This is a genomic window from Nocardia asteroides, assembly GCF_900637185.1.
Classification (GTDB): Bacteria; Actinomycetota; Actinomycetes; order Mycobacteriales; family Mycobacteriaceae; genus Nocardia; species Nocardia asteroides.
Genome location: NZ_LR134352.1, coordinates 6,599,782 through 6,625,868 on the forward strand (window position 1 = coordinate 6,599,782; position 26,087 = coordinate 6,625,868).

At 69.7% G+C, this 26,087-nt stretch carries 27 protein-coding genes; 15 read left to right on the plus strand and 12 right to left on the minus strand.

What is annotated here, in order from left to right; all coding sequences use genetic code 11:
- Positions 1-168: 168 nt before the first annotated feature.
- The 3 genes from EL493_RS30515 to EL493_RS30525 form a co-directional block, all read right to left on the minus strand.
- Positions 169-1,293: a hypothetical protein gene (locus tag EL493_RS30515; protein ID WP_022565816.1), complete on the minus strand. Its 1,125-nt coding sequence runs from the start codon at positions 1,291-1,293 to the stop codon at positions 169-171.
- A 69-nt stretch (positions 1,294-1,362) separates the two neighbouring features.
- Complete coding sequence (locus EL493_RS30520; RefSeq protein ID WP_019048995.1) at positions 1,363-1,929, minus strand: hypothetical protein; 567 nt, start codon at positions 1,927-1,929, stop codon at positions 1,363-1,365.
- Positions 1,930-1,959: 30 nt separating this feature from the next.
- Positions 1,960-2,739, minus strand: coding sequence for an isoprenyl transferase (locus EL493_RS30525; RefSeq protein WP_022565815.1), 780 nt, complete (start codon positions 2,737-2,739; stop codon positions 1,960-1,962).
- A gap of 258 nt (positions 2,740-2,997) precedes the next feature.
- On the opposite strand from EL493_RS30525, the gene trhA reads away from it, so the two are divergent.
- Together trhA and EL493_RS30535 are read left to right on the plus strand one after the other, a co-directional pair.
- Positions 2,998-3,666, plus strand: coding sequence for a PAQR family membrane homeostasis protein TrhA (trhA, locus tag EL493_RS30530; RefSeq protein ID WP_019048997.1), 669 nt, complete (start codon positions 2,998-3,000; stop codon positions 3,664-3,666).
- 115 nt (positions 3,667-3,781) lie between these two features.
- A complete protein-coding gene (locus tag EL493_RS30535; protein WP_019048998.1) occupies positions 3,782-5,263 on the plus strand; it encodes an adenylate/guanylate cyclase domain-containing protein in 1,482 nt (493 codons plus the stop codon).
- Positions 5,264-5,487: 224 nt separating this feature from the next.
- On the opposite strand, the gene EL493_RS30540 is transcribed toward EL493_RS30535, so the two are convergent.
- From EL493_RS30540 to EL493_RS30555, 4 genes are all read right to left on the minus strand, one after another.
- On the minus strand, positions 5,488-7,539 hold the full coding sequence (locus EL493_RS30540) for a thioredoxin domain-containing protein (protein WP_022565813.1): 2,052 nt from the start codon (positions 7,537-7,539) through the stop codon (positions 5,488-5,490).
- A gap of 52 nt (positions 7,540-7,591) precedes the next feature.
- A complete protein-coding gene (locus EL493_RS30545) occupies positions 7,592-8,590 on the minus strand; it encodes an alpha/beta hydrolase (RefSeq protein ID WP_019049000.1) in 999 nt (332 codons plus the stop codon).
- Positions 8,591-8,696: 106 nt separating this feature from the next.
- Complete coding sequence (locus EL493_RS30550; RefSeq protein WP_022565812.1) at positions 8,697-9,107, minus strand: hypothetical protein; 411 nt, start codon at positions 9,105-9,107, stop codon at positions 8,697-8,699.
- A 176-nt stretch (positions 9,108-9,283) separates the two neighbouring features.
- Positions 9,284-10,117, minus strand: coding sequence for a helix-turn-helix domain-containing protein (locus tag EL493_RS30555; RefSeq protein WP_051719405.1), 834 nt, complete (start codon positions 10,115-10,117; stop codon positions 9,284-9,286).
- 121 nt (positions 10,118-10,238) lie between these two features.
- Between EL493_RS30555 and EL493_RS30560 the strand changes: the two genes are divergently transcribed.
- On the plus strand, positions 10,239-11,447 hold the full coding sequence (locus tag EL493_RS30560) for a hypothetical protein (protein WP_019049003.1): 1,209 nt from the start codon (positions 10,239-10,241) through the stop codon (positions 11,445-11,447).
- Positions 11,448-11,503: 56 nt separating this feature from the next.
- Here EL493_RS30560 and EL493_RS30565 read toward each other — a convergent pair whose 3' ends face one another.
- Positions 11,504-12,805, minus strand: coding sequence for an MFS transporter (locus EL493_RS30565; RefSeq protein ID WP_030201036.1), 1,302 nt, complete (start codon positions 12,803-12,805; stop codon positions 11,504-11,506).
- Positions 12,806-12,991: 186 nt separating this feature from the next.
- On the opposite strand from EL493_RS30565, the gene adh reads away from it, so the two are divergent.
- The 9 genes from adh (at position 12,992) to EL493_RS30605 (ending at position 20,720) form a co-directional block, all read left to right on the plus strand.
- Positions 12,992-14,509: an aldehyde dehydrogenase gene (adh, locus tag EL493_RS30570; RefSeq protein WP_019049005.1), complete on the plus strand. Its 1,518-nt coding sequence runs from the start codon at positions 12,992-12,994 to the stop codon at positions 14,507-14,509.
- On the plus strand, positions 14,509-14,904 hold the full coding sequence (locus EL493_RS30575) for a DUF779 domain-containing protein (protein ID WP_019049006.1): 396 nt from the start codon (positions 14,509-14,511) through the stop codon (positions 14,902-14,904). The genes adh and EL493_RS30575 overlap by 1 nt, the downstream gene beginning before the upstream one ends.
- A gap of 147 nt (positions 14,905-15,051) precedes the next feature.
- Positions 15,052-16,494 carry an ethanolamine permease gene (gene eat, locus EL493_RS30580; RefSeq protein ID WP_081723017.1) on the plus strand — a complete coding sequence of 481 codons (1,443 nt, stop codon included), beginning with the start codon at positions 15,052-15,054 and terminating at the stop codon, positions 16,492-16,494.
- A 33-nt stretch (positions 16,495-16,527) separates the two neighbouring features.
- Complete coding sequence (locus EL493_RS30585) at positions 16,528-17,940, plus strand: ethanolamine ammonia-lyase subunit EutB (RefSeq protein WP_019049008.1); 1,413 nt, start codon at positions 16,528-16,530, stop codon at positions 17,938-17,940.
- Positions 17,937-18,800, plus strand: a complete 864-nt coding sequence (eutC, locus tag EL493_RS30590; protein ID WP_081723016.1) for an ethanolamine ammonia-lyase subunit EutC — start codon at positions 17,937-17,939, stop codon at positions 18,798-18,800. Before EL493_RS30585 ends, eutC begins: the two co-directional genes overlap by 4 nt.
- A gap of 11 nt (positions 18,801-18,811) precedes the next feature.
- The gene (locus tag EL493_RS33440) at positions 18,812-19,177 is read left to right on the plus strand and encodes a hypothetical protein (RefSeq protein ID WP_022565811.1); all 366 of its coding nucleotides are present in this window, start codon (positions 18,812-18,814) and stop codon (positions 19,175-19,177) included.
- On the plus strand, positions 19,177-19,896 hold the full coding sequence (locus EL493_RS30595; RefSeq protein ID WP_022565810.1) for a haloacid dehalogenase-like hydrolase: 720 nt from the start codon (positions 19,177-19,179) through the stop codon (positions 19,894-19,896). The genes EL493_RS33440 and EL493_RS30595 overlap by 1 nt, the downstream gene beginning before the upstream one ends.
- A gap of 122 nt (positions 19,897-20,018) precedes the next feature.
- Positions 20,019-20,417: an NUDIX hydrolase gene (locus EL493_RS30600; RefSeq protein ID WP_022565809.1), complete on the plus strand. Its 399-nt coding sequence runs from the start codon at positions 20,019-20,021 to the stop codon at positions 20,415-20,417.
- 99 nt (positions 20,418-20,516) lie between these two features.
- Entirely contained in the window at positions 20,517-20,720 is a 204-nt protein-coding gene (locus EL493_RS30605) for a hypothetical protein (RefSeq protein ID WP_019049011.1), read from the plus strand.
- Between the two features lies 1 nt (position 20,721).
- On the opposite strand, the gene EL493_RS30610 is transcribed toward EL493_RS30605, so the two are convergent.
- Together EL493_RS30610 and mca are read right to left on the minus strand one after the other, a co-directional pair.
- Positions 20,722-20,982 carry a hypothetical protein gene (locus tag EL493_RS30610; RefSeq protein WP_019049012.1) on the minus strand — a complete coding sequence of 87 codons (261 nt, stop codon included), beginning with the start codon at positions 20,980-20,982 and terminating at the stop codon, positions 20,722-20,724.
- Complete coding sequence (gene mca / locus EL493_RS30615; RefSeq protein ID WP_019049013.1) at positions 20,982-21,842, minus strand: mycothiol conjugate amidase Mca; 861 nt, start codon at positions 21,840-21,842, stop codon at positions 20,982-20,984. Before mca ends, EL493_RS30610 begins: the two co-directional genes overlap by 1 nt.
- Before the next feature lie 121 nt (positions 21,843-21,963).
- Here mca and EL493_RS30620 point away from each other — a divergent pair, with 121 nt between their 5' ends.
- Both EL493_RS30620 and greA read left to right on the plus strand, forming a co-directional pair.
- Positions 21,964-22,422 (plus strand): DUF4307 domain-containing protein, encoded by a 459-nt coding sequence (locus EL493_RS30620; RefSeq protein WP_019049014.1) that lies wholly within the window; start codon positions 21,964-21,966, stop codon positions 22,420-22,422.
- A gap of 240 nt (positions 22,423-22,662) precedes the next feature.
- Positions 22,663-23,154, plus strand: coding sequence for a transcription elongation factor GreA (greA, locus tag EL493_RS30625; protein ID WP_030201047.1), 492 nt, complete (start codon positions 22,663-22,665; stop codon positions 23,152-23,154).
- 86 nt (positions 23,155-23,240) lie between these two features.
- On the opposite strand, the gene EL493_RS30630 is transcribed toward greA, so the two are convergent.
- Positions 23,241-24,383 (minus strand): cystathionine gamma-synthase, encoded by a 1,143-nt coding sequence (locus EL493_RS30630; protein WP_019049016.1) that lies wholly within the window; start codon positions 24,381-24,383, stop codon positions 23,241-23,243.
- A gap of 75 nt (positions 24,384-24,458) precedes the next feature.
- Between EL493_RS30630 and EL493_RS30635 the strand changes: the two genes are divergently transcribed.
- The gene (locus EL493_RS30635) at positions 24,459-25,637 is read left to right on the plus strand and encodes an acyl-CoA dehydrogenase family protein (protein WP_022565808.1); all 1,179 of its coding nucleotides are present in this window, start codon (positions 24,459-24,461) and stop codon (positions 25,635-25,637) included.
- Here EL493_RS30635 and EL493_RS30640 read toward each other — a convergent pair whose 3' ends face one another.
- Positions 25,638-25,964, minus strand: a complete 327-nt coding sequence (locus EL493_RS30640; RefSeq protein ID WP_019049018.1) for a hypothetical protein — start codon at positions 25,962-25,964, stop codon at positions 25,638-25,640.
- Positions 25,965-26,087 lie beyond the last annotated feature (123 nt).

Sequence of the window (26,087 nt, forward strand, 5' to 3'; positions counted from 1 at the left end):
GGGTCACGATGGTTCAACCGCGGTTCCACCGCACAGCCCGGCTTGGCCCACGACGGCTCGGCGCAGCTGACCGGCGATATAGCCCGCCGCAGATCACGACGGCTCGAGCGAGCCGACCCGCCCCACGGCCCGCCGCGGTTCAGGGATGAGCAGACCGGCCTGCGCGACCTATTTCGCGGTGTCGGGCGCGCCCAGCGAGACCACCCGCGTGGCGAGTTCGGTTCGCGTGCCGCCTTTCTCGACGAACAGCACCCCGTTCGGGGTCTCGCGGGCCGAGGTCGGATCACCGGCGACGACCTGGACGATCGACTCGGGCGCGCCCGGCAGCATGTCGACCACCGGCACCTCCGCGACCGGCGCCCAGCCCTGCGCCGCCGACTGCAGCCGGTCCACCGCGCTCGGCGCGCCGGCCAGATCGGCCCACTTCCTGGTGGCCACGGTGATCGACCGATCGCCGCCCCAGCGCGGGCTGTACGCCGCCGAGCATTCGCCCGGCAGTTCGGGCAGTTCCAGCACCGCGTTGCTGCGGACGTCGATCGTCGCGACATGACCGGTCCCGCAGGACGCGCTGCGCCCGGTGGTCCCGGTGAGGACGAACTGGTGACTGTCCCGGCCCGCCGCGGCGGCGGTATTGGCGTCGATGCCCGGCACCCGGCCCAGCGGCAGGATCGCGTCGGCCCCGATCGCGTACAGGTGGCTCTTTTCCCACCACAGCCCGCGCGACTCGACCCGCGCGACCAGCAGGTAGTCCTCGGTCGCCGCGAGCAGCCGCGCGTCGTCGAACCGGCCGCCCGAGAGCGGACTCGGCGAATCGGGCAGCTCCACCTCGCGTTCGGTCTCCGGGGGCGCGGTCCCGGCCAGATCCATGCTCATGATCTCGCCGGGCTCGCGCCACCAGCCGACCACCGACCCGCGCAGGGCGACGGCGTCGGTGCAGTCGCACTCGATCCGCGACACCTTGCCGTCCCGCACGCCCAGCGCCACCAGCGTCTTCGACCCCGCCTCCACCGCGAACGCGTACCGGCCGTCCCTGGTGAAGTTCACCGCGGCCGACGAATAGCCGAAACTGCCCGGCGCGCGCACGGTGTCGCCGGCGCGGACCACCGCCAGCTCCCCCTCCGTGCGATAGGCGAACACCGCGCCCGTCGCGTTCGGGCCACCCTCGGGCGTGATCGCGGGCGGCGCGGTCCGGTCGACGCCGCAGCCCGCCAGCAGCAGGACCGCGCCCGACACCGCACCGATCGCCGCCAGGCGGGCACCGATGCCCGGTCCCGGCCTGCTCGCAACTCCCACAGCTCACCCCTGCCCGTGTTAGGTCGGCCACGTCTCGCGCAGCAGCCTAACGGGACACGGGGCGCCGTCCTACAGTTTCCAGGCCGCGTCGAGCCTGGTCGCCACATCGATGTTGCGGACCGCCGCGATCTCCGGCTTCCTGATCTCCTCGGCGATATAGCGGGCCACGAACCGGCGGATCTCGTGATCCACGCTCGCCAGCACCCGCAGCAGCTGCCCGCGCTTGGTCGCGCTCGCCACGTTCACCCGCACATCAGCGGGCCTGGGCTCGGCGATATCGATGATCACCCGCAGTGGATCGGCGGTGCGCGCGGTGAGATGCAGGTGCACCGTGCCGTCCACCCGGAAGCGCGACCGGTCCACCGCCAGATCCACCACCAGGTCGACGTGCAGAGGAATGGTCAGCTCGAAGGAGATGAAGGCGTCGACGTAGCGCAGGATGCGTGGCCGCCCCAGCTCCACCTGGGCCGTCACCTTGGCCAGACGACCCGGCCCCACCCCGATCGGCCCGAAATCGAAAGCAGCTCCGGTGAGTTCGCCGAAGGCCTCGGCGATCCGCTGCTCGGAGACGGCGTACTCGAGAAATCGCCTGCCGAATTCCTCATAACTTATATACGACGGCTGATCGGGTTCCACTGCCCGCAGAGTACGCGACCCCGGTGACGATCAAGCGCCGAAACGGCGGTGCCGCGCGGCGTAATCGCGCAGGGCGCGCAGGAAGTCGACCCGGCGGAACTCCGGCCAGTACGCCTCGGTGAACCAGATCTCCGAATACGCGCTCTGCCACAGCAGGAAACCCGAAAGCCGCTGCTCGCCAGAGGTTCTGATCACCAGATCCGGATCCGGCTGACCCGAGGTGTACAGGTGCTGGCCGATCGCGTCGACCGTGATCGACTGCACCAGATCCTCACCCGACTCACCCGCCGCGATCTCCTGCCGCACCAGCGACCGGACCGCGTCGGTGATCTCCTGCCGCCCGCCGTAACCCACGGCCACATTCACATGCACGCCGTCGCGCCCGCTGGTGCGCTCGGCCGCCACCCGCAGCCGCTTGGCGATCAGTTCCGGGAAACCCGCCAGCGAACCGACGATCCGCACACTCCAGTTCTGCTCCGGCGCGGACAGCTCCTCCACCACATCGGTGATCACCTCGAACAGGGTTTCCAGCTCGTCGGGATCTCGCCGCAGATTCTCCGTCGACAACAGATAGACGGTGACCATCTCGATGCCCTCGTCCGAACACCAGCCGACCAGCTCCGCGATCTTCAGCGCGCCGACCCGATGACCGTGGCTGACATCGGTGAACCCGTTCTCCCGCGCCCAGCGGCGATTGCCGTCGCACATGACGGCTACATGGCGAGGGTGCTGCTTGTCGGCCAGCTGCTTGGACAGCCTGGCTTCGTAGATGCGATATGGCAGACCACGCACCCGACCGAGAAACTCCACGCCCGCACCCTACGCCTGGACCGCCTCTCCGGGTATTTTGCCGGTCGTGGGGAGGTGGCGAGTGGCGCACCGGGCCGGCGGAGAGTGCGTAGTCCTGTTCTGGGGTGGTTGGGGAGTTACCCATGTTCTTTCGAGATCAGTGGGTTGGGGTCTTTGTGGGGGTGGGCACGTTTGTGGTGGTGGGGTCGGGTTTTGACGTAGCGTGGGGGCTAACTTACGGTACCGTAGGTTTTTGCTTCGGGAGGATTCGTGGACTCTGTGCGGGCTGAGGTCGAGGAGCTTGTCGCGCTCGGCAAGCCGCTGCTGCGGGGGTGGATTCATACGTGGGCCGTCGGGGTGGCGGCGATCGCGGTGGCGGTGCTCGTGGTCGTCGCGTTCGGGGAGTCGGCGACGGCGGGGTGGTCGACGCTGGTCTACGGGATCACCGTGTGCCTGCTGTTCGGGATCAGTGCCGTGTATCACCGGGTGACCTGGCAGAGCGTGCAGGCCAGGGTGCGGATGAAGCGGGCCGACCACTCGATGATCTTCCTGTTCATCGCGGGCAGCTACACGCCGTTCGCGCTGCTCGGGCTGCCCGGCTCGACCGGGCGGACACTGCTGATCGTGGTCTGGGCCGGGGCGCTGGCCGGGGTGGCGCTCAAGCTGCTGTGGCCGACGGCGCCGCGCTGGGTGGGCGTGCCGCTCTACCTGCTGCTCGGGTGGGCCATCGTGCCGGTGGCGCCGGAACTGCTGCACAACGTGGGCGTGCTCCCGCTGGTGCTGCTCGCCGTCGGCGGCGTGATCTACAGCGTCGGCGCGATCCTCTACGCCACGAAATGGCCCAATCCGTGGCCGACGCACTTCGGGCACCACGAGTTCTTCCACGCGGCGACGGTGCTCGCGGCGATGTTCCATTACGTCGCCATCTGGCTGGTCGTGCTCGGCTGACCGGCGCGTGCGCGCGGCGGGCCCGGCGGGGCCTTCTATGCTCGATATTCGTGTCACCCGTCAGCGCAGCATGTGAGCTCAGGGCGCTTCGGCGCGTCTTGTGTGAGCGTGCGCGGTGAATCGGCTGGTCCGCTGGGCTCTGCGCAGCTATTGGGGCCTGGCGCTGGTGGTGATCACCGCCAACCTGGTCGGCCTCGGCGCCATCTTCCTGGTCGCCTGGGCCGACGGCGTCTTCACCCGGGTGGGTCCCAACTGGCGCGAGGCCGCCTCCCTGCTGGGCATCTATCCCGCGTTCGCGGTGGGGCTCGGCATCGCCATGGCCATCTACGACCGGCGCCGGTACCTGCGCTGGCTCGATGACGGACGCAAACCCACGCCCGAGGAAGCCCGCCGCCTGATCGCGCTGCCCGCCGCGATCACGCTGCGCGCCATCGTGCTGTGGATCCCCGGCATCGCGCTGACGGTGTGGCTGGTCGACCGTTTCACCGACTACGACAACAAAGCCGTCGTGATCGCCGGATTCGCGCTCGGCGCCCTCGAATCCGCGGGCGCGACCTACCTGATCCTGGACCGGCTCATCCGGCCGGCCGTCCCGATCATCACCGCGGTGCTCGGGCCCACCGTGCATCCGAGTTCCACCGTGCTGGTCCGGGTGCTGGTCACCTGGGCGGTGTCGAGCGCGCTGCCCGGCCTGATCATCATCGTGGTGCTCAGCGATCCGGCCACCCCCGCCGAGGACCGGGTGCGGGCGGCCTGGATCTTCACCATCGTCGCGCTGCTGGTCGGCGCGCTGGCCACCGCGCTGCTGGCCCGGTCGGTCGCCACCCCGATGCGCACGATGTACCGGGCGCTGGACCGGATCACCCGGGGCGAACTCGACGTGCGCGTTCCCGTCGGCAGCGCCAGCGAGATCGGGCGCCTCGAGCACTCCGTCAACGAACTGGCCGCGACGCTGCAGGACCAGGCGCACACCGAGGACGTGTTCGGCAGGCACGTCGGCTCCACCGTCGCCGAACGCGCACTGGCGGGCAGCACCGATCTCACCGGCGACGTGCGGACGGTGTCCGCGCTGTTCGTCGACGTCACCGGATCGGTGCAGCTGTCGGCGGAGATGGCCCCGGAACAGTTCGTGCACAAGCTCAACCGGCTGCTCGCCACCGTGGTCGCGGCCACCGAGGCCAACGGCGGCCTGGTCAACAAGTTCGCCGGCGACGCCGCGCTGTGTATCTTCGGCGCGCCGTCGGCCCTGCCCGACGACGCCACCCCCGCGCTGCGCGCCGCCCGCCGCATCCGCGACGAGGTCGTCGCCACCGGCGAACTCGACGTGGGCATCGGCGTCGCCCGCGGCCGCGTCTTCGCCGGTGACGTGGGCGCCGACACCCGCCTCGAATTCACCGTCATCGGCGACGCGGTCAACGAGGCCGCCCGCCTGACCACCATGGCCAAGGAAGTGCCCCGCCGCGTCCTGGTCAGCGACGCGGTCCTGCAGGCCGCCGCCCCCACCGAACGCGCCCACTGGAAGCGGCACAAGGACCTGCGCCTGCGCGGCATCCCCGGCCGCACCCGCACCTGGACGGACATCCCGCCGGTGCGGTGAACGGAACCGCGCGGTCGTCGTCCCGGGCAGTAGGCCCGCGACACCACTCACGGTCGATACTGCGCCGATCAAAGGCTCGCAACGGCGCGATCGGCAGCCGCCCGGCGCGCACGACGCGGGAGAATCATCGGTGAGACCCGCCGTACGTGCCCGAGCAGGATCGGCCGGTCGACCGCCCCCGTGCTTCGGCGACGCCGTCGGCGGAGACGAACAGCGCTCCGGATCTAGCCGCGCAGTGCGGCGGTCAACGACGCGGGGTCGGTGACCGGGAGGTCGCACACCGAGCCACGGCAGACGTAGGCCGCGGGCGCGCCGTCGACCAGAGGGCGGTCGGCCAGCAGCGGGGCGGTGTCGGGCTGACCCGCCAGCACGATCGAGCCGCCGGGCGCCGAGGCGCGCGCCGCGGCGAGGAGTTCGGTTGCGGCCGAAGACTTCTCGGTCGCGGAGACGGCCACCTGGATCGGGCCGCGCAGGGACGCCTCGGCGACGGCAAGCCAGTGGCCCGCGGTGCGCGGTGCGCGCGCCAGCAGAACCGCGGCGCGGGCGAGGGTGTGGTCGGCCAGTTCGCGATAGCGGACCGCGCGCTCGGTATCGGCGACGGCCGACGCGGTCAACAGGGCTTCGGCCAGGGCCGAGGAACCCGACGGGGTGGCGCCGTCGACCGGATCGCGCGGCCGGGCGACGAGCGTCTCGGCGTCGTCGGCGGTGTCGAACCAGCTGCCGAGGCGCTCCGGATCGGCGAAATGCTCGATCGCGCTGTCCAGCAACACCTGCGCGGCGGCGAGCCAATCCGCCTCACCGGTGGCCTGATACAGCGCGAGCAAACCCGTGGTGAGCCAGGCGTAGTCCTCGAGCACGCCCGTCGGCGTGCCCGCGACACCGTCGAGGGACGCGCGACGCAGCCTGCCGTCGACCAGATGCACGTCGAGCAGGAACCGGGCGCAGCGCACCGCGGCCGCCACCCACGACGGTTCCTCCAGTGCCGCACCGGCTTCGGCGAGGGCGGTGATCACCATGCCGTTCCACGCGGTGACCACCTTGTCGTCGCGCTCGGGCTGCGGGCGCTGGGCCCGCAGTTCCAGCAGCCGGGCGCGCAGCCGGTCGAAGCGGGCCGACTGCTCGGCGTCGACCGGATCGCTGCGCCGGGTGAGCACCGAGGTGCCCTGCTCGAAGTTGCCCGCCGTGGTGACGCCGAAAGCCTCAGCGGCCCAGACCCCGTCGAGCGGACCGAGGTCGCCGATCAGCTCCGACGGTGTCCACACGTAGGTGGCGCCCTCGACGCCGGGCCCACCGGGTTCGAGGTGGGTGTCGGCGTCGAGCGCGGAGGCGAAACCGCCCTCGGCGGTGCCGAGATCGGCGAGCAGGAACTCGACGGTCTCGCGAGTCACCCGGTGCGGCAACGATTCCAGCGGCGTCGCGGGCGCGCGGCGGGCGAGGTGGGCGTAGGCGCGCAGCAGCAGGGCGTTGTCGTAGAGCATCTTCTCGAAGTGCGGGATCAGCCAGCCCGCGTCCACGGAGTAGCGGGCGAAGCCGCCGCGCAGCTGGTCGTAGATGCCGCCGCGGGCCATCGCCTCGGCCGTGCGCTCGACCAGGTCGAACACCGCGCTGTCGCCGGTGCGTTCCCAGTGCCGCAGCAGCCCTTCCAGCAGCGCCGACGGCGGGAACTTCGGCGCGCCGCCGAAGCCGCCGTGCGCGCGGTCCTCGTCGCCCGCGACGGCGAGCACGGCCTGGTCGAGCAGTTCGGGACCGACGGCGAATTCGGCGTCGGGCAGCCCGGTGGCCTGGGCGCGCAGCGCGTCGGTGACCTGCTCGGCCGCCTTGTCGACGTCCTCGCGCCGGTTGCGCCAGGTGTCGGTGATGGCGCTGAGCAGCTGGGTGAACGAGGGCATGCCGCCGCGCGGTTGCTTCGGGTAGTAGGTGCCGCAGTAGAAGGGCGCGCCGTCCGGGGTCAGGAAGCAGGTCATCGGCCAGCCGCCCTGGCCGGTCATGGCGACGGTCGCGTTCATGTACACCGCGTCCAGGTCGGGCCGTTCCTCCCGGTCCACCTTCACGCACACGAAGTCGGCGTTCATCTGCGCGGCCGTGGCCACGTCCTCGAACGACTCGTGCGCCATCACATGGCACCAGTGACACGAGGCGTACCCGATCGACAACAGGATCGGCACATCCCGCTCCGCCGCCTCGGCCAGCGCGTCGGCATCCCACTCCCGCCAATGCACCGGGTTGTCGGCATGCTGACGCAGATACGGTGAAGTCGCGCTACCCAACCGGTTCACACCTGCCACCCTTCCATACCCGGCCGGGCGACGCGTGACCCCCACGCGCTCCTCAGCGCAGCGGCCGCGGCGACGGCCGCACCGCGAACCGATCGGTGAGGAATTCGGTCATCTGGGCGCGCGCGGTCTTCGCCTGCCGGACCAGCCCCGGCAGGGCGATGAAGGCGTGTGGGGCGCCGGGGTGTTCGAGGAGGCGGGCGGGGGTGCCCGCGGCGCGCAGCCGTTCGGCGTAGCGGCGGCCGTGGTCGGCGATGGGGTCGACGGTCGGGACCAGGACCAGCGCCGGGGCGAGGTCGCGCAGGTCGGCGTGGATCGGCGAGACGACGGCGGGGTCGGCGCCGGGGGGAAGTGCCAGCCGCTGGAAGTAGCGCAGGCGGGCGAGGGTCAGCATCGGGCTGTCGCCGGGGTCGGTCATCGAGGGGTAGTCGAGCATCGACGCGGTCGGGTCGACAGCCGGGTTGACCAGGATCTGGGCGCGCAGCGCCAGGCCGGCGTCCCTGGCCCGGATGGCGGTCATGGCGGCGATGAGCCCACCGCAGCTCTCCCCCGCGACGGCGACGCGGGTGCGGTCGATCCCCCAGTCGGCGGCTGCGGCGACCACGTGGCGCAGCACGTCCCAGCCGTCGTCGACGGCCGCCGACAGCGGGGTGCCCGGTGCCAGCAGCCGATGCTCGACCGAGACGACGACGGCGGGCAGCCGGGCGGCGAGATGGCTGTTGGCCCAATCGCATTGCACGGCGGTGCCGACGTAGGCGCCGCCGTGCACGTGCACCACCAGCGGCAGCGGGTCGTCCGTCGCACGCGCGGGGCGGTAGACCCGTACCGGGATCACCCGATCCGCGAGAGTCACCTCCTGCCAGCCGATCGTGGCGCCCCGGTCCGGGAAGCCGGTGATCAGCCGGGACAGCGGGGACGACGCCGTGCGATTCGCGGCCGCGCTGACAGCGGCCAGCTCCTGCGCCGTCAGCGACTCCCAGTCCGGTTCCTTCCGCACGGCGTGCAGCAACCGCACACCCCACGACACCTTCTCCCGGCGGGACCCCTCGTTCATGTCGTACCTCCTCGATCACATCGCGCCGAGCGCGCGACTGATTCAGCATCGACGGCACGCGGATCGAAGTATTGGACAAATGTTCCCGCCGGGAGGAGCTGCCGGGTTACACAGCGACGCAGGCAGATCCGAGATCGATACCGGTGCCCACGTCCACGACCTGCCGGGTCTCCGGCCACGCGTCCGGCTGGACGGCGTAGATGTAGGTGATACCTGGCCGCGACGGCGTCCACGTCGTCTTCGCGACCCCGCCGGACGGCATCGCGTCGGCGAATCCGCTCGGCCCCTGCCCCTCTTCGAAGAAGTACACCCGCTTGGTGTCGTCGTCGACCGTCACGCTCACGTTGTAGGTGCAGGTCGTGCCGTACCGATGGGCGCCGAGGGTGACCGAGGGCTCGATCCCGATGCTGGTGACGGTCGCCGAGGCGGCGGGAGCGAGCATCGCGGCCGCCGCGGCGACGACGCCGACCGTGGCGGCCGCCCGAATCGCCTTGAACAGGGTCATATTTCGTTGCATGCGGGAATCCTCCAGAGCCTTACCTTGCCGATCGGATGACGCTCAGAGCCTGACATAATTGACCGATCGGTCGCAATACAAACTGGCGCATGAAAGGCAGTGAGAGCCAATAATCTTGGGATTCAGTACCTACTCGGTGCCGATACCTGATCGACCGGTCTCGAACAGCGCCAGGGTCATCCGGTGGTCGCGTACGGGCGACCCGCCCACGCGACATCGTCGACCGACAGCCATGGCGCGGTCGCCAGCGCCGAGGGTGTCAGCCCGGTGAACGACACCGCCGCGCGGTGCAGATGCGACTGGTCGGTGTATCCGCTCTCCGCCGACACCATCGCGGCACTGTCCCCCGCGGCCAGCCGGTGAGCGGCGTTGTCGAAGCGCACCAGTTGCGCGGCCTGCTTCGGTGTCACGCCGAGCTGCGCCCGGAAGCGCGCCCAGAGCCGCTTGCGACTCCACCCGACCTCGTCCGCCAGCGCGTCCACTCGAATCCGGCCCTGGGACGACACGATGCGCCGCCACGCGTAGGCGGTCTCCGGGTCCACCCGGCCGCCCGCGGCGGCGCGGCGGATGATCTCGGACCGCACGATCGCGAACCGCTCGTCCCACCCCGGCGCGGCGTGCAGCCGCTCCCGCAGGCGCTCGGTGTCCCGGCCCCAGATCTCGTCCAGAGTGACCACCGCGGCTCCTCCGGGTGGCCCGAGAACGGCATGCGCCACCACCGGCGACAACCGCACCTGCAACAGCTCGACGTCCCGCGCCCGCCCACTGACCCGCGCCGCCCCGAGCCCGATCACCGCGCTCCCCCGCTGCCCCGTCCCGCCCTCCGCGCCGACCAGCCACCCGTCCCCGAAATCGAGAAACAACGTCGACGCCGGATACGGCACCACCTGCAGCTCCAACTCGGCCGCCGCCCGCCCGGCGAACCCCGCCAACCCCACCCCCGCCATGGACCACCCGGGGACCGCGACATCGACCACAGCCCCGGCGATCCGAACCGGATGCACAGGCACATCGCCATGGTACGAGCGAGCCCGGTAGGGCCGTGGAAACTGCTGCTCAGTGGGCGGAGGTGGGGCATGATGAAGGTGCAAACCCCGTCGTGCAATCGAACAGGAAGACGCGAAACCGCAGATGGCCTCGCAGCTGACACTCTCGGCACAGCGCGCCGCGCTGGAGCGGGAGTGGGCGCAGTGGGTGCCCGCGGGCGGATCGGCGCCGGGGAGTTCGGCGGTGCGGACCGAGGTCGCGCAGTCGTGGTTGCGGTCGTTGCGGACGGTCGACCCGGGGCGTGACTGCGCGCCGGAGAGCGAGATCGACGACATCGCGCCGCGATGGGCGCAGTCGCCGCTGCGCGGGCCGGTCACCGAGTTGAGCGAGCAGTTGCACGGCGTCGCCGAGGCCGGCTTCGTCGCCGCGGTGACCGACGCCTCGGGCACCATCCTGTGGACCGACGGCGGACCGGTCATGCGCAGGCGGGCCGAGCAGGTGAACTTCGCGCCCGGCGGCCGCTGGGACGAGGCGCACATGGGCACCAACGCGCTGTCGCTGGCACTGCGCACCGATCAACCGCACACGGTGTTCTCGGCCGAGCATCTGGTGGCCGCCCTGCACGGCTGGGTCTGCTACTGCGCGCCGATCCGCGCGGCCGACGGCACGCTGCTCGGCGTGCTCGACCTGTCGACAACCTGGAAACGCTCGCATCCGCTGGCCATGGCCACGGTGCGCTCGCTGACCACCGCCATCGAGTCCAAACTGCACACGGCGATGCCCGCGCCGGCCGGCATGCGCCTGACCTGCCTGGGCGGCGGCAAACTGATCCGCGACGGTGTGCCGATCCGGCTGCGCCCGCGCCAGCTGGAAATCCTCACGCTGCTCGCCCTCGACGACGACGGCTACAGCCACGAACGCCTGCACTACGCCGTCTACGGCGATCGCGCGGTCGGCGCGAGCACCCTGAAGTCGGAGATGTCGTACCTGCGCCGCGCCACCGGCGGCGACATCACCAACCGCGTCTACCGCTTCACCACCGCCCTGTCCTGCGACGCCGTCGACGTGCTGCGGGCACTGGAATCCGGCGACCTCGACACCGCCGTCCGGCTGTATCACGGTCCGCTGCTTCCGGATTCGGACACCCCCGGCATCAGCGAGTGGCGCGACTACCTCGAGGTCGCCATGCGCAACGCGGTCCTGGCCAGCCCCGACCCCGACCACGCCCTCACCTACGGCGAATCCGCCCCCGACGACATCGCCGTCCACGAACACGCCCTCACCCTGCTCCCACCCCGCGACCCCCGCCGCGCCATGGCCGCCGCCCGCCTCCACACCGCCCTCCGCACCTGATCGGTCCGGCTTCAACCTCCCGCTTTCCGCCGCTCGCCGGCCGCGGCAGTGCGGCCTCATCCCACCGCTGCGGACCACTGACTCTTCCGACGCGCCCGCACCTGTACGGCATAGATACCGGCACCTCCGACCAGTAGGAAGGCGGCACCGAACATGATCAGCAGCCGGTACGGGTCGTGCCGGCTGCCGTCGCCGGCAATCACGCCGTGAGCACCAGCGAATGCGAGCACCTGTGACGCGAAAAGCGTCGATACCGCCGAGGTCATCGAAACCAGCGGTCCGACCACCGCGCTGATGCGCCCCATATATCCCTCGGGCACCGCTTCCTGCAGAATCGGGCCTTGGCACATGACATAGATCGAGAAGACGGCCCCGCACACCAGCATCAACAGGCAGGCGGTCACCAACCGGCCGGCACACGCATAGGCGAAATACCCGAGCCCGAGCGCCGACAATGCCACCGGATAGCCACGGTGCACACCGGCCCACTTGACGAGTTTCACCCCGAGCGCGGCACTGATCATGTTGCCGAGCGGGAACATCATCGACAGCAATCCGTAGTGGCTCGGCGCCAATCCCAGAGATTTCAGTCCGAACAGCGCGAGAACCGAACTGTTGACACCCAACGACACACCGTAGAAGCAGGCCCCGATCAGCACGACTCGCAACATCGGCGCACGCCAGGCCGCGCGAAAACCATCGGATAAGTCACGCCAGAACCTGCCGGACACTCGTGGCGCAGGACGATGTTCCCGACACACCCGCGTAGTCAGAATCCCCGAAAGAACGTACGCCGCAATGCACGAGGATATTGCCGCCCGAGCACCGAAAAGGCCGAATACGGCGGGCCCGGCAGCGGTGGCGGCAATCGCGACACCGGTGAGCGAGAACATCGACAGGCTCGCGGCATCGACACGCCTGTCCTCGGGAATGACCACCTGCATGATCGAAGCCCGAGCAGGGTTGAAGAACTGCGCACTCGTTTCGGATACGACGACGCAGGCCAGAATCACGGTGAAGAGCTGCGCGCTGCCCAGGCCGCCGAACTGAACGATCAGAAGCAGGAATGCGAGGAGCCCGGCCCGCACCCCATCGCTGACGATCATCATCGTCCGCGGATGCCGGCGATCCGCGTAAACCCCAGCCAGGGGCCCGACGACGATGCGGGGAATCGAAGCCGCGAGAATTACCGCTCCGACGAGCGCGGGCAGACTCGGACTGTCCGGAAACAGTTGCACGGCAACCCATACCGTGCTCGTTCCGGCAAAGAAGTACTCGCCGAAGGATGAGAACGCCTGCGCGAGCCAAAGCCGACGGTAGTCCACGCCGATCGACAGAGCCGAGAAGATCCCCCTCATAGCCATCTGTACCCCTCCCACCCCTACAGCATGCCGCCGACCACGGTGCCAACTCCAGGCTCGGCGGTGGCCGATGACATCTGCGCCCTCCGCGCCTGATCGGTCCGGCTTCAACGTTTTATCAACCCTCGGGGCGGATAGTGATGGGCGTCACGATTCACCGGAATCAGCGAGGAGCTTCCGCACATGATCTACGCCAAGCCGGGCACCGAGGGCAGCATCGTCAGCTACGCCAAGCGGTACGACAACTTCATCGACGGCAAGTGGGTGCCGCCGGTGGAGGGCCGGTACTTCGAGAACACCTCGCCGGTGGACGGTCAGCCGTTCTGCGAGATCGCCCGCTCCACCGCCGCCGATGTGGAGCTGGCCCTCGACGCCGCCCACCGCGCCGCCGACGCCTGGGGTGAGACCTCCCCGGCCGAGCGCGCCAACATCCTGAACAAGATCGCCGACCGGATCGAGGCCAACCTCGAGGCCCTGGCCGTCGCCGAGACCTGGGACAACGGCAAGCCGGTCCGCGAGACCCTGGCCGCCGACCTGCCGCTGGCGGTCGACCACTTCCGCTACTTCGCCGGCGTGCTGCGCGCGCAGGAGGGCGGGATCAGCGAGGTCGACAAGGACACCATCGCCTACCACTTCCACGAGCCGCTGGGCGTGGTCGCCCAGATCATCCCGTGGAACTTCCCGATCCTGATGGCCACCTGGAAGCTGGCGCCCGCGCTGGCGGCCGGTAACGCGGTGGTGCTCAAGCCCGCCGAGCAGACCCCCGCCTCGATCATGAAGGTGGTCGAGCTGGTCGCGGATCTGCTGCCGCCGGGAGTCCTCAACGTGGTCAACGGTTTCGGCGTGGAGGCGGGCAAGCCGCTGGCGTCGAGCCCCCGGGTGGCCAAGGTCGCCTTCACCGGCGAGACCACCACGGGCCGGCTGATCATGCAGTACGCCAGCGAGAACATCATCCCGGTGACGCTGGAGCTGGGCGGCAAGAGCCCCAACATCTTCCTGCCCGATGTGATGGCCGCCGACGACGACTTCCTGGACAAGGCCGTCGAGGGCTTCGTGATGTTCGCGCTCAACCAGGGCGAGGTGTGCACCTGTCCCTCGCGCGCGCTGATCGCGTCGTCGATCTACGACGAGTTCATGGCCCGCTGCGTGGAGCGCACCAAGGCCATCGTGAGCGGCAACCCGCTCGACGAGGCCACCATGATCGGCGCGCAGGCCAGCAACGACCAGTTCGAGAAGATCCTGTCCTACATCGACATCGGCAAGAAGGAAGGCGCCGAAGTCCTCACCGGCGGCGCGGTCCGCACCGTCGACGGGCTGGCCGACGGCTTCTACATCGAGCCGACGATCTTCAAGGGCAGCAACGACATGCGCGTGTTCCAGGAGGAGATCTTCGGCCCGGTCGTCGCGGTGACCACCTTCGACTCCACCGACGAGGCGCTGCAGATCGCCAACGACACCCTCTACGGCCTCGGCGCGGGCGTGTGGACGCGCGACATGAACACCGCCTACCGCCTCGGCCGCGGCATCAAGGCCGGCCGGGTGTGGACCAACTGCTACCACGCCTACCCGGCGCACGCGGCCTTCGGCGGCTACAAGAAGTCCGGCATCGGCCGCGAGAACCACAAGATGATGCTCGAGCACTACCAGCAGACCAAGAACCTGCTGGTCAGCTACTCGCCGCAGAAGCTCGGCTTCTTCTGATGGGGCAGCGCGTCGACCTCACCGAACAGGCGGCGACGCTGCTGCGGGAACTGACCGGGCAGCACGGCCCGGTCATGTTCCACCAATCCGGCGGCTGCTGTGACGGCAGCTCCCCGATGTGCTACCCGCGCGGTGAATTCCGCGTGGGCGCCGCGGATGTGCTGCTGGGATATCTGCCGGGCGACACCCCGTTCTGGATGAGTGCCGACCAGTTCGAGTACTGGAAACACACCCATCTCACCGTCGACGTGGTCTCCGGCCGGGGCAGCGGCTTCTCGCTCGAGGCCCCCGAGGGCGTGCGGTTCCTGATCCGCTCACGCCTGCTCACCGACGAGGAGGTGGCCGCGCTGGAATCCCAGCCCCCGCCACCCACCGGTGACACCCTTCCCCAGTGATGTGAAACACGCGTTCTCACATCGTTTCCGCAGGTCGGCGGCGCTCGATACGCGCCGCTGACCTGTGGGATCCACGGCCGTAACAGTCGTCAACCATTCTTCAACCCTCGACGATCACCGTTGCCGTCGCTACGCGCTTGTTTGTTGATGAGGAGCTTTCCTGTGAGTACCGACGCGATTCCCGGCACGGGCACCGAGACGCCCGCCGACGACTATCTCGCCAAACGCACCCTGCGCTCCGGCTCGGCCGGGTGGGTGCTGCTGGCCGGTCTCGGCGTGAGCTATGTGATCTCCGGCGACTACTCGGGCTGGAACTTCGGCCTGGCCGAGGGCGGTTTCGGTGGTCTGCTGATCGCCGCGATCGTCATCGCCGCCATGTATCTGGCCATGGTCCTGGGCATGGCCGAGCTGTCCTCGGCACTGCCCGCGGCGGGCGGCGGCTACACCTTCGCCCGCCGCGCGCTCGGTCCGTGGGGCGGATTCGCCACCGGCACAGCGGTTCTCATCGAATACGCGATCGCACCGGCCGCCATCGCCACCTTCATCGGCGCCTATGTGGAGTCGCTGAACCTGTTCGGGATCACCGACGGCTGGTGGGTGTATCTGGCGGTGTACGCGCTGTTCATCGGCATCCACCTGGGTGGCGCCGGTGAAGCGCTCAAGGCGATGTTCGTGATCACCGCGATCGCGCTGGTGGGTCTGGCGATCTTCGCGGTGGCGGCGCTGGGCAAGTTCGACGTGGCCAACCTGACGAATATCGCGCCGGATCCCGACGCCACCGGTTCTTCGTCGTTCCTGCCGTTCGGCTATCTGGGAATCTGGGCCGCGATCCCGTTCGCCATCTGGTTCTTCCTGGCCGTCGAGGGCGTGCCTCTGGCGGCCGAGGAGGCCACCGAGCCGGAGAAGAACGTGCCCAAGGGCATCATCGTGGCCATGCTGCTGCTGGTGGTCACCGGCGCGGTGGTGCTGTTCCTGGTGACCGGCGCGCTCGGCGCGCAGGGCGCGTCGACCTCGGGCAACCCGCTGGTGGAGGCGCTCGGCGACAGCCCGGCGGCCAAGGTGGTCAACTACATCGGCCTGGCCGGCCTGGTGGCCAGCTTCTTCTCCATCGTCTACGCCTACTCCCGGCAGACCTTCGCGCTCTCGCGGGCCGGCTACCTGCCGACCAGCCTGTCGGTGACCAACTCCCGCAAGGCGCCGGTGCTGGCGCTGATCGTGCCCGGCCTGATCGGCTTCGCTCTCTCGCTCACCGGCGAGGGCGCGATGCTGCTGAACATGGCGGTGTTCGGCGCCGCGGTGAGCTACGTGCTGATGATGGTGAGCCACATCGTGCTGCGGGTCCGCGAGCCGCAGATGCCGCGGCCGTATCGCACCCCGGGCGGCATCGCGACCACCTCGTTCGCCCTGGTCATCGCGGCCGCCTCGGTGGCGGCGACCTTCCTGGTCGATCCGAAGGCGGCGCTGTTCACCCTCGGTGTGTTCTGCGCCTTCATGGCCTACTTCGGCCTCTACAGTCGCAAACACCTGGTCGCCAAGTCGCCCGACGAGGAATTCGCCGCATTGGCGAAGGCGGAACAAGAACTCGAGTAACCCACCCGAATCCGCGAAAGGAGGCGGCACCCGATGACCGTGTACCGCAGTTCCGTCGGCGCCACGACCTACACCTTCGACGGCCTCGTCGACCTGATGGCCAAGGCCACCCCCGAACGCAGCGGCGACCAGCTGGCAGGCTGCGCCGCCGCGACCGACGCGGAACGGGCGGCCGCGCAGTGGGCGCTGGCCGACGTCCCGCTGACCACCTTCCTCACCGAGGTGGTCGTGCCCTACGAGACCGACGAGGTCACCCGGCTGATCATCGACAGCCACGACCGGACCGCGTTCGCCCTGGTCTCGCATCTGACCGTCGGCGGATTGCGCGACTGGTTGCTCGCGGTCGCCGCCACCGGCTCGGCGGCGGTGACCTTGGCCGCCGTCTCGCCCGGCCTGACGCCGGAGATGGTGGCGGCGGTCAGCAAGATCATGCGCAATCAGGATCTGATCGCCGTCGCGAAGGCGACCGAGGTGACCGCGGGTTTCCGCACCACCATCGGCCTGCCCGGCCGGCTGAGCACCCGCCTGCAACCCAACCATCCCACCGACGATCCGCGCGGCATCGCGGCCGCCACCCTCGACGGGCTGCTGCTCGGCTGCGGTGACGCGGTGATCGGCATCAACCCCGCCACCGACTCGCCCCAGGCCACCGCCGATCTGCTGCACCTGCTCGACGAGGTCCGCCTGCGCTTCGACATCCCGACCCAGTCGTGCGTGCTCTCCCACGTCACCACGACCATCGGCCTGATCGAGGCCGGGGCCCCGGTGGACCTGGTGTTCCAGTCGGTCGCCGGCACCGAGGGCGCCAATACCGGCTTCGGCGTGAACCTCTCGCTGCTGCGCGAGGGCAACGAGGCGGGCCGCTCACTCGCGCGCGGCACTGTCGGCGACAACGTGATGTACCTGGAGACGGGTCAGGGTTCGGCGCTGAGCGCGAATGCCCATCTGGGCGTAGGTGATCGGCCGGTGGACCAGCAGACCCTCGAGGCGCGCGCCTACGCCGTCGCGCGGGAGCTGCGACCGCTGCTGGTGAACACCGTCGTCGGGTTCATCGGCCCGGAGTACCTCTACGACGGCAAGCAGATCATCCGGGCCGGGCTCGAGGACCACTTCTGCGGCAAGCTGCTCGGCCTGCCGATGGGCGTCGACGTCTGCTACACCAACCACGCCGAGGCCGACGCCGACGACATGGACACCCTGCTCACCCTGCTCGGCGCCGCCGGCTGCGCCTTCGTCATCGCGGTGCCCGGCGCCGACGACGTGATGCTGGGCTACCAGAGCCTGTCGTTCCACGACGCGCTCTACGCCCGGCAGGTGCTGAACCTGCGTCCGGCACCGGAATTCGAGACCTGGCTGGCGAGCCTGGGCATGCTCGACGCGAACGGCCGGATCCGCCAGGTCGAGCCGCTGTCCTCACCGCTACGCGCCTTGGCGGCGAACCGATGACGAAACCAGTTCTGCGCATCGTGCATTCCGAACCGAGAGGACACGCCGTGGGCGAGCAGGCGACGGACCGGCCCGGCGCGGACCCGGCGGTGGCCCAGGAGTTCTGGCGCGAGCTGCGGCGCAACACCCAGGCCAGGATCGGGCTCGGGCGCACCGGCGACGCGCTGCCCACCGCGGAGGTCCTCGCCCTGCGCGCCGCGCACGCCGCCGCCCGCGACGCGGTGCACGTCCCGCTGGACGTGGAGATCTTCGCCGAGCAGATCGCGAGCATGGGCCTGGGCGAACCCCTTTCGGTGACCAGCAGGGCCGCCGACCGCTCCGAGTATCTGCGCCGTCCCGATCTCGGCAGACTGCCCGCCGACCTGTCCGGCGTCGAAAACCACGGCGCCGACATCGGTTTCGTGCTGGCCGACGGCCTGTCCCCGCGCGCGCTCACCGATCACGGCGCGGGCCTGCTGGCCGCGCTGGCGAGCGAACTCGGCGAGGGCTACACCCTGGCTCCGCCGGTGATCGCCACTCAGGCGCGCGTCGCCCTGGGCGATCACATCGGCGAAGCGCTGGGCGTGCGCACCGTTCTGGTGATCATCGGCGAGCGCCCCGGCCTCTCGGTGGCCGACAGCCTGGGCATCTACCTCACCCATCTGCCCCGGCCCGGCCGCGCCGACGCCGAACGCAACTGCGTCTCCAATATCCATCCGCCCGACGGGCTCACCTACGCCGACGCCGCCCGGGTGGTCGCCAATCTGGTCGCCGGCGCGCGCGCACTCGGCCGTTCCGGCGTCGACCTCAAGGACACCTCCCGCGTCGACCTTCTCGACAACGCAGACACCACCGTCATCGCCGCGGCGACGGACAGCTGAGGAATCCCGACATGACGAAGAACTCCGCCCTCGCGGCGGTGGCGCTGACGGCTGCCCTGCTCGGCTCGGCCGCGTGCGGTACCGCCGAGACGCCCACCGCCGCGCAGAGTTGCTCGGCCCTCGATCCGGCCCAGCCCTGGTACGGCGACAACCGGGAGCGCATCGGGCAATTCATCAGCGAGAACGGCCGATGTGGCACAACGGATTCGGCCTCGGCACCGCTGGCGCTGTTCGACTGGGACAACACGGTGGTGAAGAACGATGTCGGCGAACTGATCTCGGTCGTGACGAATCCGAGACCACCGCGGGCGAACCGGCCTTCGCGAACTACGACCACCGCCTCACCAACCCCGGCTACGCACTCGTGGTGCAGCTGATGCGCGGCTACACCGAAGCCCAGATCGCCGATTTCGCGCGCGCCGCCAGGAAACAGAACCTGGACGCCACCGAAGGATCCGAACAGACCATCGGCACCACCGAGGTCGACGGCTATGTGCGGTACTACTCCCAGATCCAGAACCTGATCGCCGTCCTGCGCGACAACGGGTTCGACGTGCGGATCATCTCCGCCTCGGCCGAACCGGTGGTCCGGGTCTGGGCCGAGGAGCTCGACATCCCCGGCGACAAGGTGATGGGCGTACCGCTGCTGGCCGACAACGGCGTCTACACCGGGCATATCCCCGGTTGCGGCGGCAAGGACCTCGACCAGGTGATCACCTACATCGACGGCAAGCGCTGCCGGGTCAACGAGCAGGTCTTCGGTGTCGAGGGCGCGGCCGCCTTCCAGCAGCTACCCGCCGCCCGGCGGGCCGCCTTCGCCGCAGGCGACTCCGACACCGACGTGGTCTTCCTGGGTGACGCGACCGGGTTGCGGCTGGTGGTCAATCGCAACAAGACCGAGCTGATGTGCAACGCCTACGGCGCCGACGACGGCACCTGGGTGATCAACCCGATGTTCATCGACCCGAAGCCGCGCAGGTCCGAGCCGTATCCGTGCGCCTCAGCGGGATTCACCGCCGCCGACGGCACCGGCGTGCCGCTGCGCAGGCCGGACGGCACGACCGTTCCCGACCAGCAGGACCGGGTCTTCCGCTGACGGCCGGCACGGGTGCCCGGCACCGCATGGGAGTCGCCGGACACTCGGCTGACCCAGACACCGGGGCGAGGCGTGGGCGGTTCGACGTGAGCCGCGGCGCCTCGCCCCATAATGTTGTGCCCATGATCCGCACCGCCGCCCTCGCCCATGTCCGCGACCGCAGGCTGATCCAGACGCGCCCGGAGGGCAAGGACGTCTTCTACATGGCCGGCGGCAAGATCGATCCGGGCGAGACCCCCTTACAGGCGCTACATCGCGAGATCGAGGAAGAACTCGGCGTCGGGGTGTCCGGCGTCGCCGAACTGGGCATCTTCGAGGCCGAGGCGTTCGGCCACGGCAGGAACACCGGCCTGCACATGACCTGTTTCCTCGGCGACCTCACCGGCGAGCCCCGCGCCACCGGCGAGATCGCCGAATTCCGCTACTTCACCGTCGGCGAATACGCCGCCATGGACCACGTGGCCCCCGGCTCCATGATGGTCTTCCGCCGCCTGCACGAACTCGACCTCATCGACTGGTGACCGCACGGCCCGGTGCGTGGATCCGCCCGTGCGGCCGGTCCACCCCGGGTCGCGGTGCCGCGGCGAAACGTTGTGTGGCGGTGCGCCGATCACACTCACGTGACGGGGACAGAGACACTGAGCACCGAGTTGACCGCGGCCGAGCGCAGGGCCGCGCTACGCAGGCTCGTCGTCATCTTCGGGTTGATGAACAAGATGATCGAGCTCAGCGCGGCCGGGGCGCCGCGGCAGCTGGCCGAGCACGCGGCCGCCGCCAGGGACCTGGTCGGCGAGCTGGTGACCGATATCGCCCGGCTGCCCTAGCTCACTCGGTTTTCGGGGTCTCGGTGGCGCCCTTGCCGGTTTCCGGCTCGATGGCGCCAGGTTCGGTGCCCTCGTCCGCCTTCTGGTCCGGTTCCGGATGTTCGGGTTCGAACGTCTCGGGCAGGCCCTTGAGGTGCTTGTTCATCGAGCGCACGAGCAGCACGGTGCCCGCGAGCAGGATCAGGATCACCAGCAGGCCGAGCGGGGACGCCTTGCCGAACTCGGGTCCGGTCGGGGTGTTCTGCGCGAGGTAGACCAACATCACCGGTCGGCGTCCTCGATACCGGCGAACAGGTCGGTCTCCGGGATGGCGGTGCTCACCCTCGTCTTGGCCAATTCGAACTCCTCGGTCGGCCAGAGCCGCTGCTGCATCTCCAACGGGATCGCGAAGAACGCCCCGTTCGGATCGATCTGGGTCGCGTGCGCGCGCAGGGCGTCGTCACGCTGGGGGAAGTATTTCGAGCATTCGATCTGGGTGGTCACCCGGCCCCACGCGTCACCGCGCTTGAACTGCCGCATCCGGTCCAGCCACTCCTGCAGCGGGAACGGTTCGCCGATGCGCTCGTACTCCTCGGCGAAGGTCTCCAGGCGCTTCATGCTGAAGCCGTGGTCGTAGTACAGCTTCGACGGCGTCCACGGAGCACCGGCGTCGGGGAACTTGTCCGGGTCGCCCGCGGTCTCGTAGGCGGCGACCGACACCTCGTGGCACCGGATGTGGTCCGGGTGCGGGTAGCCGCCGTTCTCGTCGTAGGTGGTGATCACGTGCGGCTTGAACTCGCGCACGATCCGCACCAGCGCCTCGGTGGACTCCTCCAGCGGGACCAGCGCGAAGCAGCCCTCCGGCAGCGGCGGCAGCGGGTCGCCCTCGGGCAGTCCCGAGTCGACGTAGCCGAGCCAGTGCTGCCGCACACCGAGCGCGTGGGCGGCCGCGGCCATCTCCTCGCGCCGGACCTCCTCGATCCGGTCCAGGACGCCGGGGGTGTCCATGGCCGGGTTGAGAATGCTGCCGCGCTCGCCACCGGTCAACGTCACGACCAGGACGTCGACGCCCTCGGCCGCGTACCTGGCCGTGGTCGCCGCGCCCTTGCTCGACTCGTCGTCGGGGTGGGCGTGCACCGCCATGAGGCGAAGGCCACTCACGTCTCGCTCACCATCGCTCTCGCTCGCGGGTGTCAGAACTTCGTTCCCTATAGTTCCATCCGACCCCCCGTTTGTTCCGACCACCCCCGGGAGCGTGAAACCGATGACCGAGCCCGCACCGGACGCCGCGGCCGACTCGGCCGCGGCCGCCGCGCGACACGCCGATCGCTACGGCACCAAACCCCCGGCGCGTCGGCTGTGGCCGCTGGTCGTTCTCGGGATCGGCGTCGTGGTCGCCGGGCTCGGCGTGGCCTACCTCGGCTTCCAGAAATACGGGCCGAAGGCGATCGAGACCGAGCAGCTCGGTTACGTCGTGGTGGACGATTCGACGCTGTCGGTGCGGATGAAGGTGACCAGAGACACCCCGCAGCGCGACGTCGTCTGCTTCGTCCGGGCCATGGATCGCGACGGCGCCGAGGTCGGCAGGCGCGAGGTGCTCGTCCCCGGTTCCGACTCCACCAGCGTGCAGGTGACCACCACGGTCAAGTCCTCGGCGCGCGCCTCCGCGGGCGACATCTACGGCTGCACCGAGCAGATACCGGGCTATCTCCGCGTCGAATAGCAGCCACAATCGCACCTGACCTGCATCTTTGTGAGACATGCTAAAATGGGCTGATACACGGTTCCGGGGCTCGGAGCCGTGTTTGCTGCATTGGCGGCCAGCGGTGCTGTTTCCGGGTTACGGGTTCACCCCCAGGATCGCTCCAGCCGTCGGGCTGGCGCATGCCCGCTTCATCGGTGGGTAAGTGCTGGTTTCAGGGAATCCCGGTGCGCCGGGAACAACTACTAGGGAGTGATCGAGATGACCGAGAATGTGACCTGGCTTACCCAGGAGTCGCACGACAGGCTCAAGAGTGAGCTGGACTCGCTCATTGCCAATCGTCCGGTCATTGCCGCCGAGATCAACGAGCGCCGCGAAGAGGGCGACCTCAAGGAGAACGGCGGCTACCACGCCGCGCGTGAGGAGCAGGGCCAGCAGGAGGCGCGTATCCGCCAGCTGCAGGAGCTGCTGAACAACGCCAAGGTCGGCGTCGCCCCCACCAAGTCCGGTGTCGCCCTGCCGGGTTCGGTCGTCACCGTCTACTACGACGGCGACTCCGACGATACCGAGACCTTCCTGATCGCCACGCGCGAAGAGGGCCTCGGCGCCACCAACCTGGAGACCTACTCGCCGAACTCCCCGCTGGGCGGCGCGCTGATCGACGCCAAGGTGGGCGAGACCCGCGAGTACACGCTGCCCAACGGCAACACGATGAAGGTGACGCTGGTCAGCGCCGAGCCGTACCACGGCTGAGCCCGAGCCCGCACCGAACGAACCCGAACGCGAGCGGCCGCATCCGAGACTCGGATGCGGCCGCTTCGTCATGTGTGGGTGTCCCGTCAGCTCAGCGCCTGCTCGACATCGGCGAGCAGGTCGCTGATGTCCTCGATGCCCACCGACAACCGGACCAGGTCGGCGGGTACCTCCAGCGCCGAACCCTCGGTGCTGGCGTGGGTCATGGCGCCCGGGTGCTCGATGAGCGATTCGATGCCGCCCAGCGACTCGGCCAAGGTGAAGATCTCGGTGCGCGAGCAGAACTTCAGCGCCGCCTCCCGGCCGCCGGCCAGCCGCACCGAGATCATGCCGCCGCTGCGGCGCATCTGCTTCTGCGCGATCTCGTAGCCGGGGTGCGTGGGCAGGCCCGGGTAGACCACCTGCGAGATGGCCGGGTGGTTGGTGAGGAACTCCGCGATCACCTCGGCGTTGTCGCAGTGCTTCTCCATCCGCACCGCGAGGGTCTTGATGCCGCGCAGCGTCAGGTAGGCGTCGAACGGGCCGGGCACCGCGCCCGCGCCGTTCTGCAGGAACGCGAACGCGGTGTCGAGTTCCTTGCTGTTGGTGATCAGCGCGCCACCGACGACGTCGGAGTGCCCGCCCAGGTACTTGGTGGTGGAGTGCACGACGATGTCGGCGCCCAGCAGCAGCGGCTGCTGCAGGTACGGGGTGGCGAAGGTGTTGTCGACGACCAGCTTGGCGCCCGCGGCGTGCGCGATGTCGGCCAGGCCGGGGATGTCACCGATGCTCAGCAGCGGGTTGGTGGGGGTCTCGACCCACACCAGCTTGGTGTTGGGGCGGATGGCCGCGCGCACCTCGTCCAGGTTGGCGATGTGGGCGGGCGAGTGTTCGATGCCCCACTGGCTGAAGACCTTGTCGATCAGCCGGAAGGTGCCGCCGTAGGCGTCGTCCGGGATGACGATGTGGTCGCCCGGGCGCAGGGTGGCGCGCAGCGCGCAGTCGGTGGCGGCCATGCCGGAGGCGAAGGCCCGGCCGAAGCTGCCCGACTCGAGCGCGGCGAGGTTGGCCTCCAGCGCGGTGCGCGTCGGGTTGCCGGTGCGCGCGTATTCGTAGCCGCCGCGCATGCCGCCGACGCCGTCCTGGGCGAAGGTGGAGCTCGCGTAGATGGGCACGTTGACCGCACCGGTCTGAGGATCGGGTTCATATCCGGCGTGGATGGCCCTGGTCGAGAATCCCAGCTCACTCATGGCCTCAGACTAGTTGGCCGGATCCGGGCCGAAACGCTGGGGTATTGCGCGGGCGCGGCGGACTAGGCTGCGGCCATGGTGACTGTTGAGGAATTGTTCGCGATCGACCCGCTGCTTTCCCCGGAGGAGCGCGAGATCCGCGACACGGTGACCCGTTTCGGTGAGCGCAGGCTGCGCCCGCACATCGCCGAGTGGTTCGAGGCAGGCACCTTCCCGGCCCGCGAGCTCGCGCCCGAACTGGGCAAGCTGGGCCTGCTCGGCATGCACCTCGAGGGCTACGGCTGCGCGGGCATGTCCGCGACCGCGTACGGCCTGGCCTGCCAGGAGCTCGAGGCGGTCGATTCCGGCGTGCGCAGCATGGTGTCGGTGCAGGGCTCGCTGGCCATGTCGGCCATCCATTTCTTCGGCTCGGAGGAGCAGAAGCAGCACTACCTGCCCGGCATGGCGGCCGGCGAGCTGATCGGCTGCTTCGGGCTCACCGAGCCCGACTTCGGTTCCAATCCGGGCGGCATGCGCACCAGGGCCGTGCGTGACGGCGACGACTGGGTGCTCAACGGCTCCAAGATGTGGATCACCAACGGCTCGGTCGCCGACGTGGCCGTGGTGTGGGCCTACGTCGACGAGGGCGCCGACAAGCCGCGGGTGCGCGGCTTCCTGGTCCCCGCGGGCACACCGGGTTTCACCACCCGCGAACTGCACGGCAAGCTCTCGCTGCGCGCGTCCCTCACGGCCGCACTGGATTTCGACGACGTGCGGCTGCCCGCCGACGCCGTGCTGCCCGAATCCCGTGGCCTGAGCGCGCCGTTGGCCTGCCTCAGCGAGGCCCGCTTCGGCATCGTGTTCGGCGCGCTCGGCGCGGCCCGCGACTGCCTGAGCGCGGCGATCGACTACGCCCGCACCCGCGAGGTGTTCGACAAGCCGCTGGCCGCCTACCAGCTCACCCAGGCCAAACTCGCCGACATGGCACTGGAACTGGGCAAGGGCCAGCTGCTGGCGCTGCACCTGGGCCGGCTCAAGGACCGGCACGAGATCACCGGCGAGCAGATCAGCGCGGGCAAGCTGAACAGCACCCGCGAGGCCATCGCGATCGCGCGCGAGTGCCGGACGATCCTGGGCGCCAACGGAATCACCCTCGACTACCCCGTGCTGCGGCACGCGAACAACCTCGAGTCGGTGCTCACCTACGAGGGCACCGCCGAGGTGCATCAGCTGGTGCTCGGCAAGGCGCTCACCGACGCGAACGCCTTCCGCTAGTCAGCCGCGGATGATCAGGCCCTGCCCGGGCTCCCGCGCGGGCGCGGGCCGGATCAGGCCGCCGGCGAAGGCCAGCGCCAGTACCGCCACCACGACGGTCAGCACCGTGAGCGCGATCGGGACGGTGATCGCCGTGGGGATGCCGAGGACGGTCAGCGAAGCCATACCGCCGCAGCCCCACAGGATCACGGCGAGGAATCGGCCCAGCAGCGGGGCGTACGGGGACCGCAGCCCCCGGTTCACGCCCGCACGGGCGGCGTAGCCCGCGGCCGCGGGAATGACGGGGGTCAGGCCGAGCAGCTGGATGGCCGGTTCGGTGACGTCCACAACGGGCCCTTTCGCTCGCCTAGCTGGTTAGCCGAAAGTTGTCTCGAGTCGGTACTACCCGCCCAGAATCCACCCGGCACCCCGTTGACGCAAGTCCGCCGCACCCGGCGACCAGCGAGAAAC

Coding starts and splice junctions, on each gene's coding strand:
- EL493_RS30545 (WP_019049000.1), bottom strand. CDS start 8,590: ATGAACGAGGGGTCCCGCCGGGAGAAGGTGTCGTGGGGTGTGCGGTTG.
- EL493_RS30550 (WP_022565812.1), bottom strand. CDS start 9,107: ATGCAACGAAATATGACCCTGTTCAAGGCGATTCGGGCGGCCGCCACG.
- EL493_RS30560 (WP_019049003.1), top strand. CDS start 10,239: ATGGCCTCGCAGCTGACACTCTCGGCACAGCGCGCCGCGCTGGAGCGG.
- EL493_RS30565 (WP_030201036.1), bottom strand. CDS start 12,805: ATGAGGGGGATCTTCTCGGCTCTGTCGATCGGCGTGGACTACCGTCGG.
- adh (WP_019049005.1), top strand. CDS start 12,992: ATGATCTACGCCAAGCCGGGCACCGAGGGCAGCATCGTCAGCTACGCC.
- EL493_RS30575 (WP_019049006.1), top strand. CDS start 14,509: ATGGGGCAGCGCGTCGACCTCACCGAACAGGCGGCGACGCTGCTGCGG.
- eat (WP_081723017.1), top strand. CDS start 15,052: ATGAGGAGCTTTCCTGTGAGTACCGACGCGATTCCCGGCACGGGCACC.
- EL493_RS30585 (WP_019049008.1), top strand. CDS start 16,528: ATGACCGTGTACCGCAGTTCCGTCGGCGCCACGACCTACACCTTCGAC.
- eutC (WP_081723016.1), top strand. CDS start 17,937: ATGACGAAACCAGTTCTGCGCATCGTGCATTCCGAACCGAGAGGACAC.
- EL493_RS33440 (WP_022565811.1), top strand. CDS start 18,812: ATGACGAAGAACTCCGCCCTCGCGGCGGTGGCGCTGACGGCTGCCCTG.
- EL493_RS30595 (WP_022565810.1), top strand. CDS start 19,177: ATGCGCGGCTACACCGAAGCCCAGATCGCCGATTTCGCGCGCGCCGCC.
- EL493_RS30600 (WP_022565809.1), top strand. CDS start 20,019: ATGATCCGCACCGCCGCCCTCGCCCATGTCCGCGACCGCAGGCTGATC.
- EL493_RS30610 (WP_019049012.1), bottom strand. CDS start 20,982: ATGTTGGTCTACCTCGCGCAGAACACCCCGACCGGACCCGAGTTCGGC.
- mca (WP_019049013.1), bottom strand. CDS start 21,842: ATGGCGGTGCACGCCCACCCCGACGACGAGTCGAGCAAGGGCGCGGCG.
- EL493_RS30620 (WP_019049014.1), top strand. CDS start 21,964: ATGACCGAGCCCGCACCGGACGCCGCGGCCGACTCGGCCGCGGCCGCC.
- greA (WP_030201047.1), top strand. CDS start 22,663: ATGACCGAGAATGTGACCTGGCTTACCCAGGAGTCGCACGACAGGCTC.
- EL493_RS30630 (WP_019049016.1), bottom strand. CDS start 24,383: ATGAGTGAGCTGGGATTCTCGACCAGGGCCATCCACGCCGGATATGAA.
- EL493_RS30635 (WP_022565808.1), top strand. CDS start 24,459: ATGGTGACTGTTGAGGAATTGTTCGCGATCGACCCGCTGCTTTCCCCG.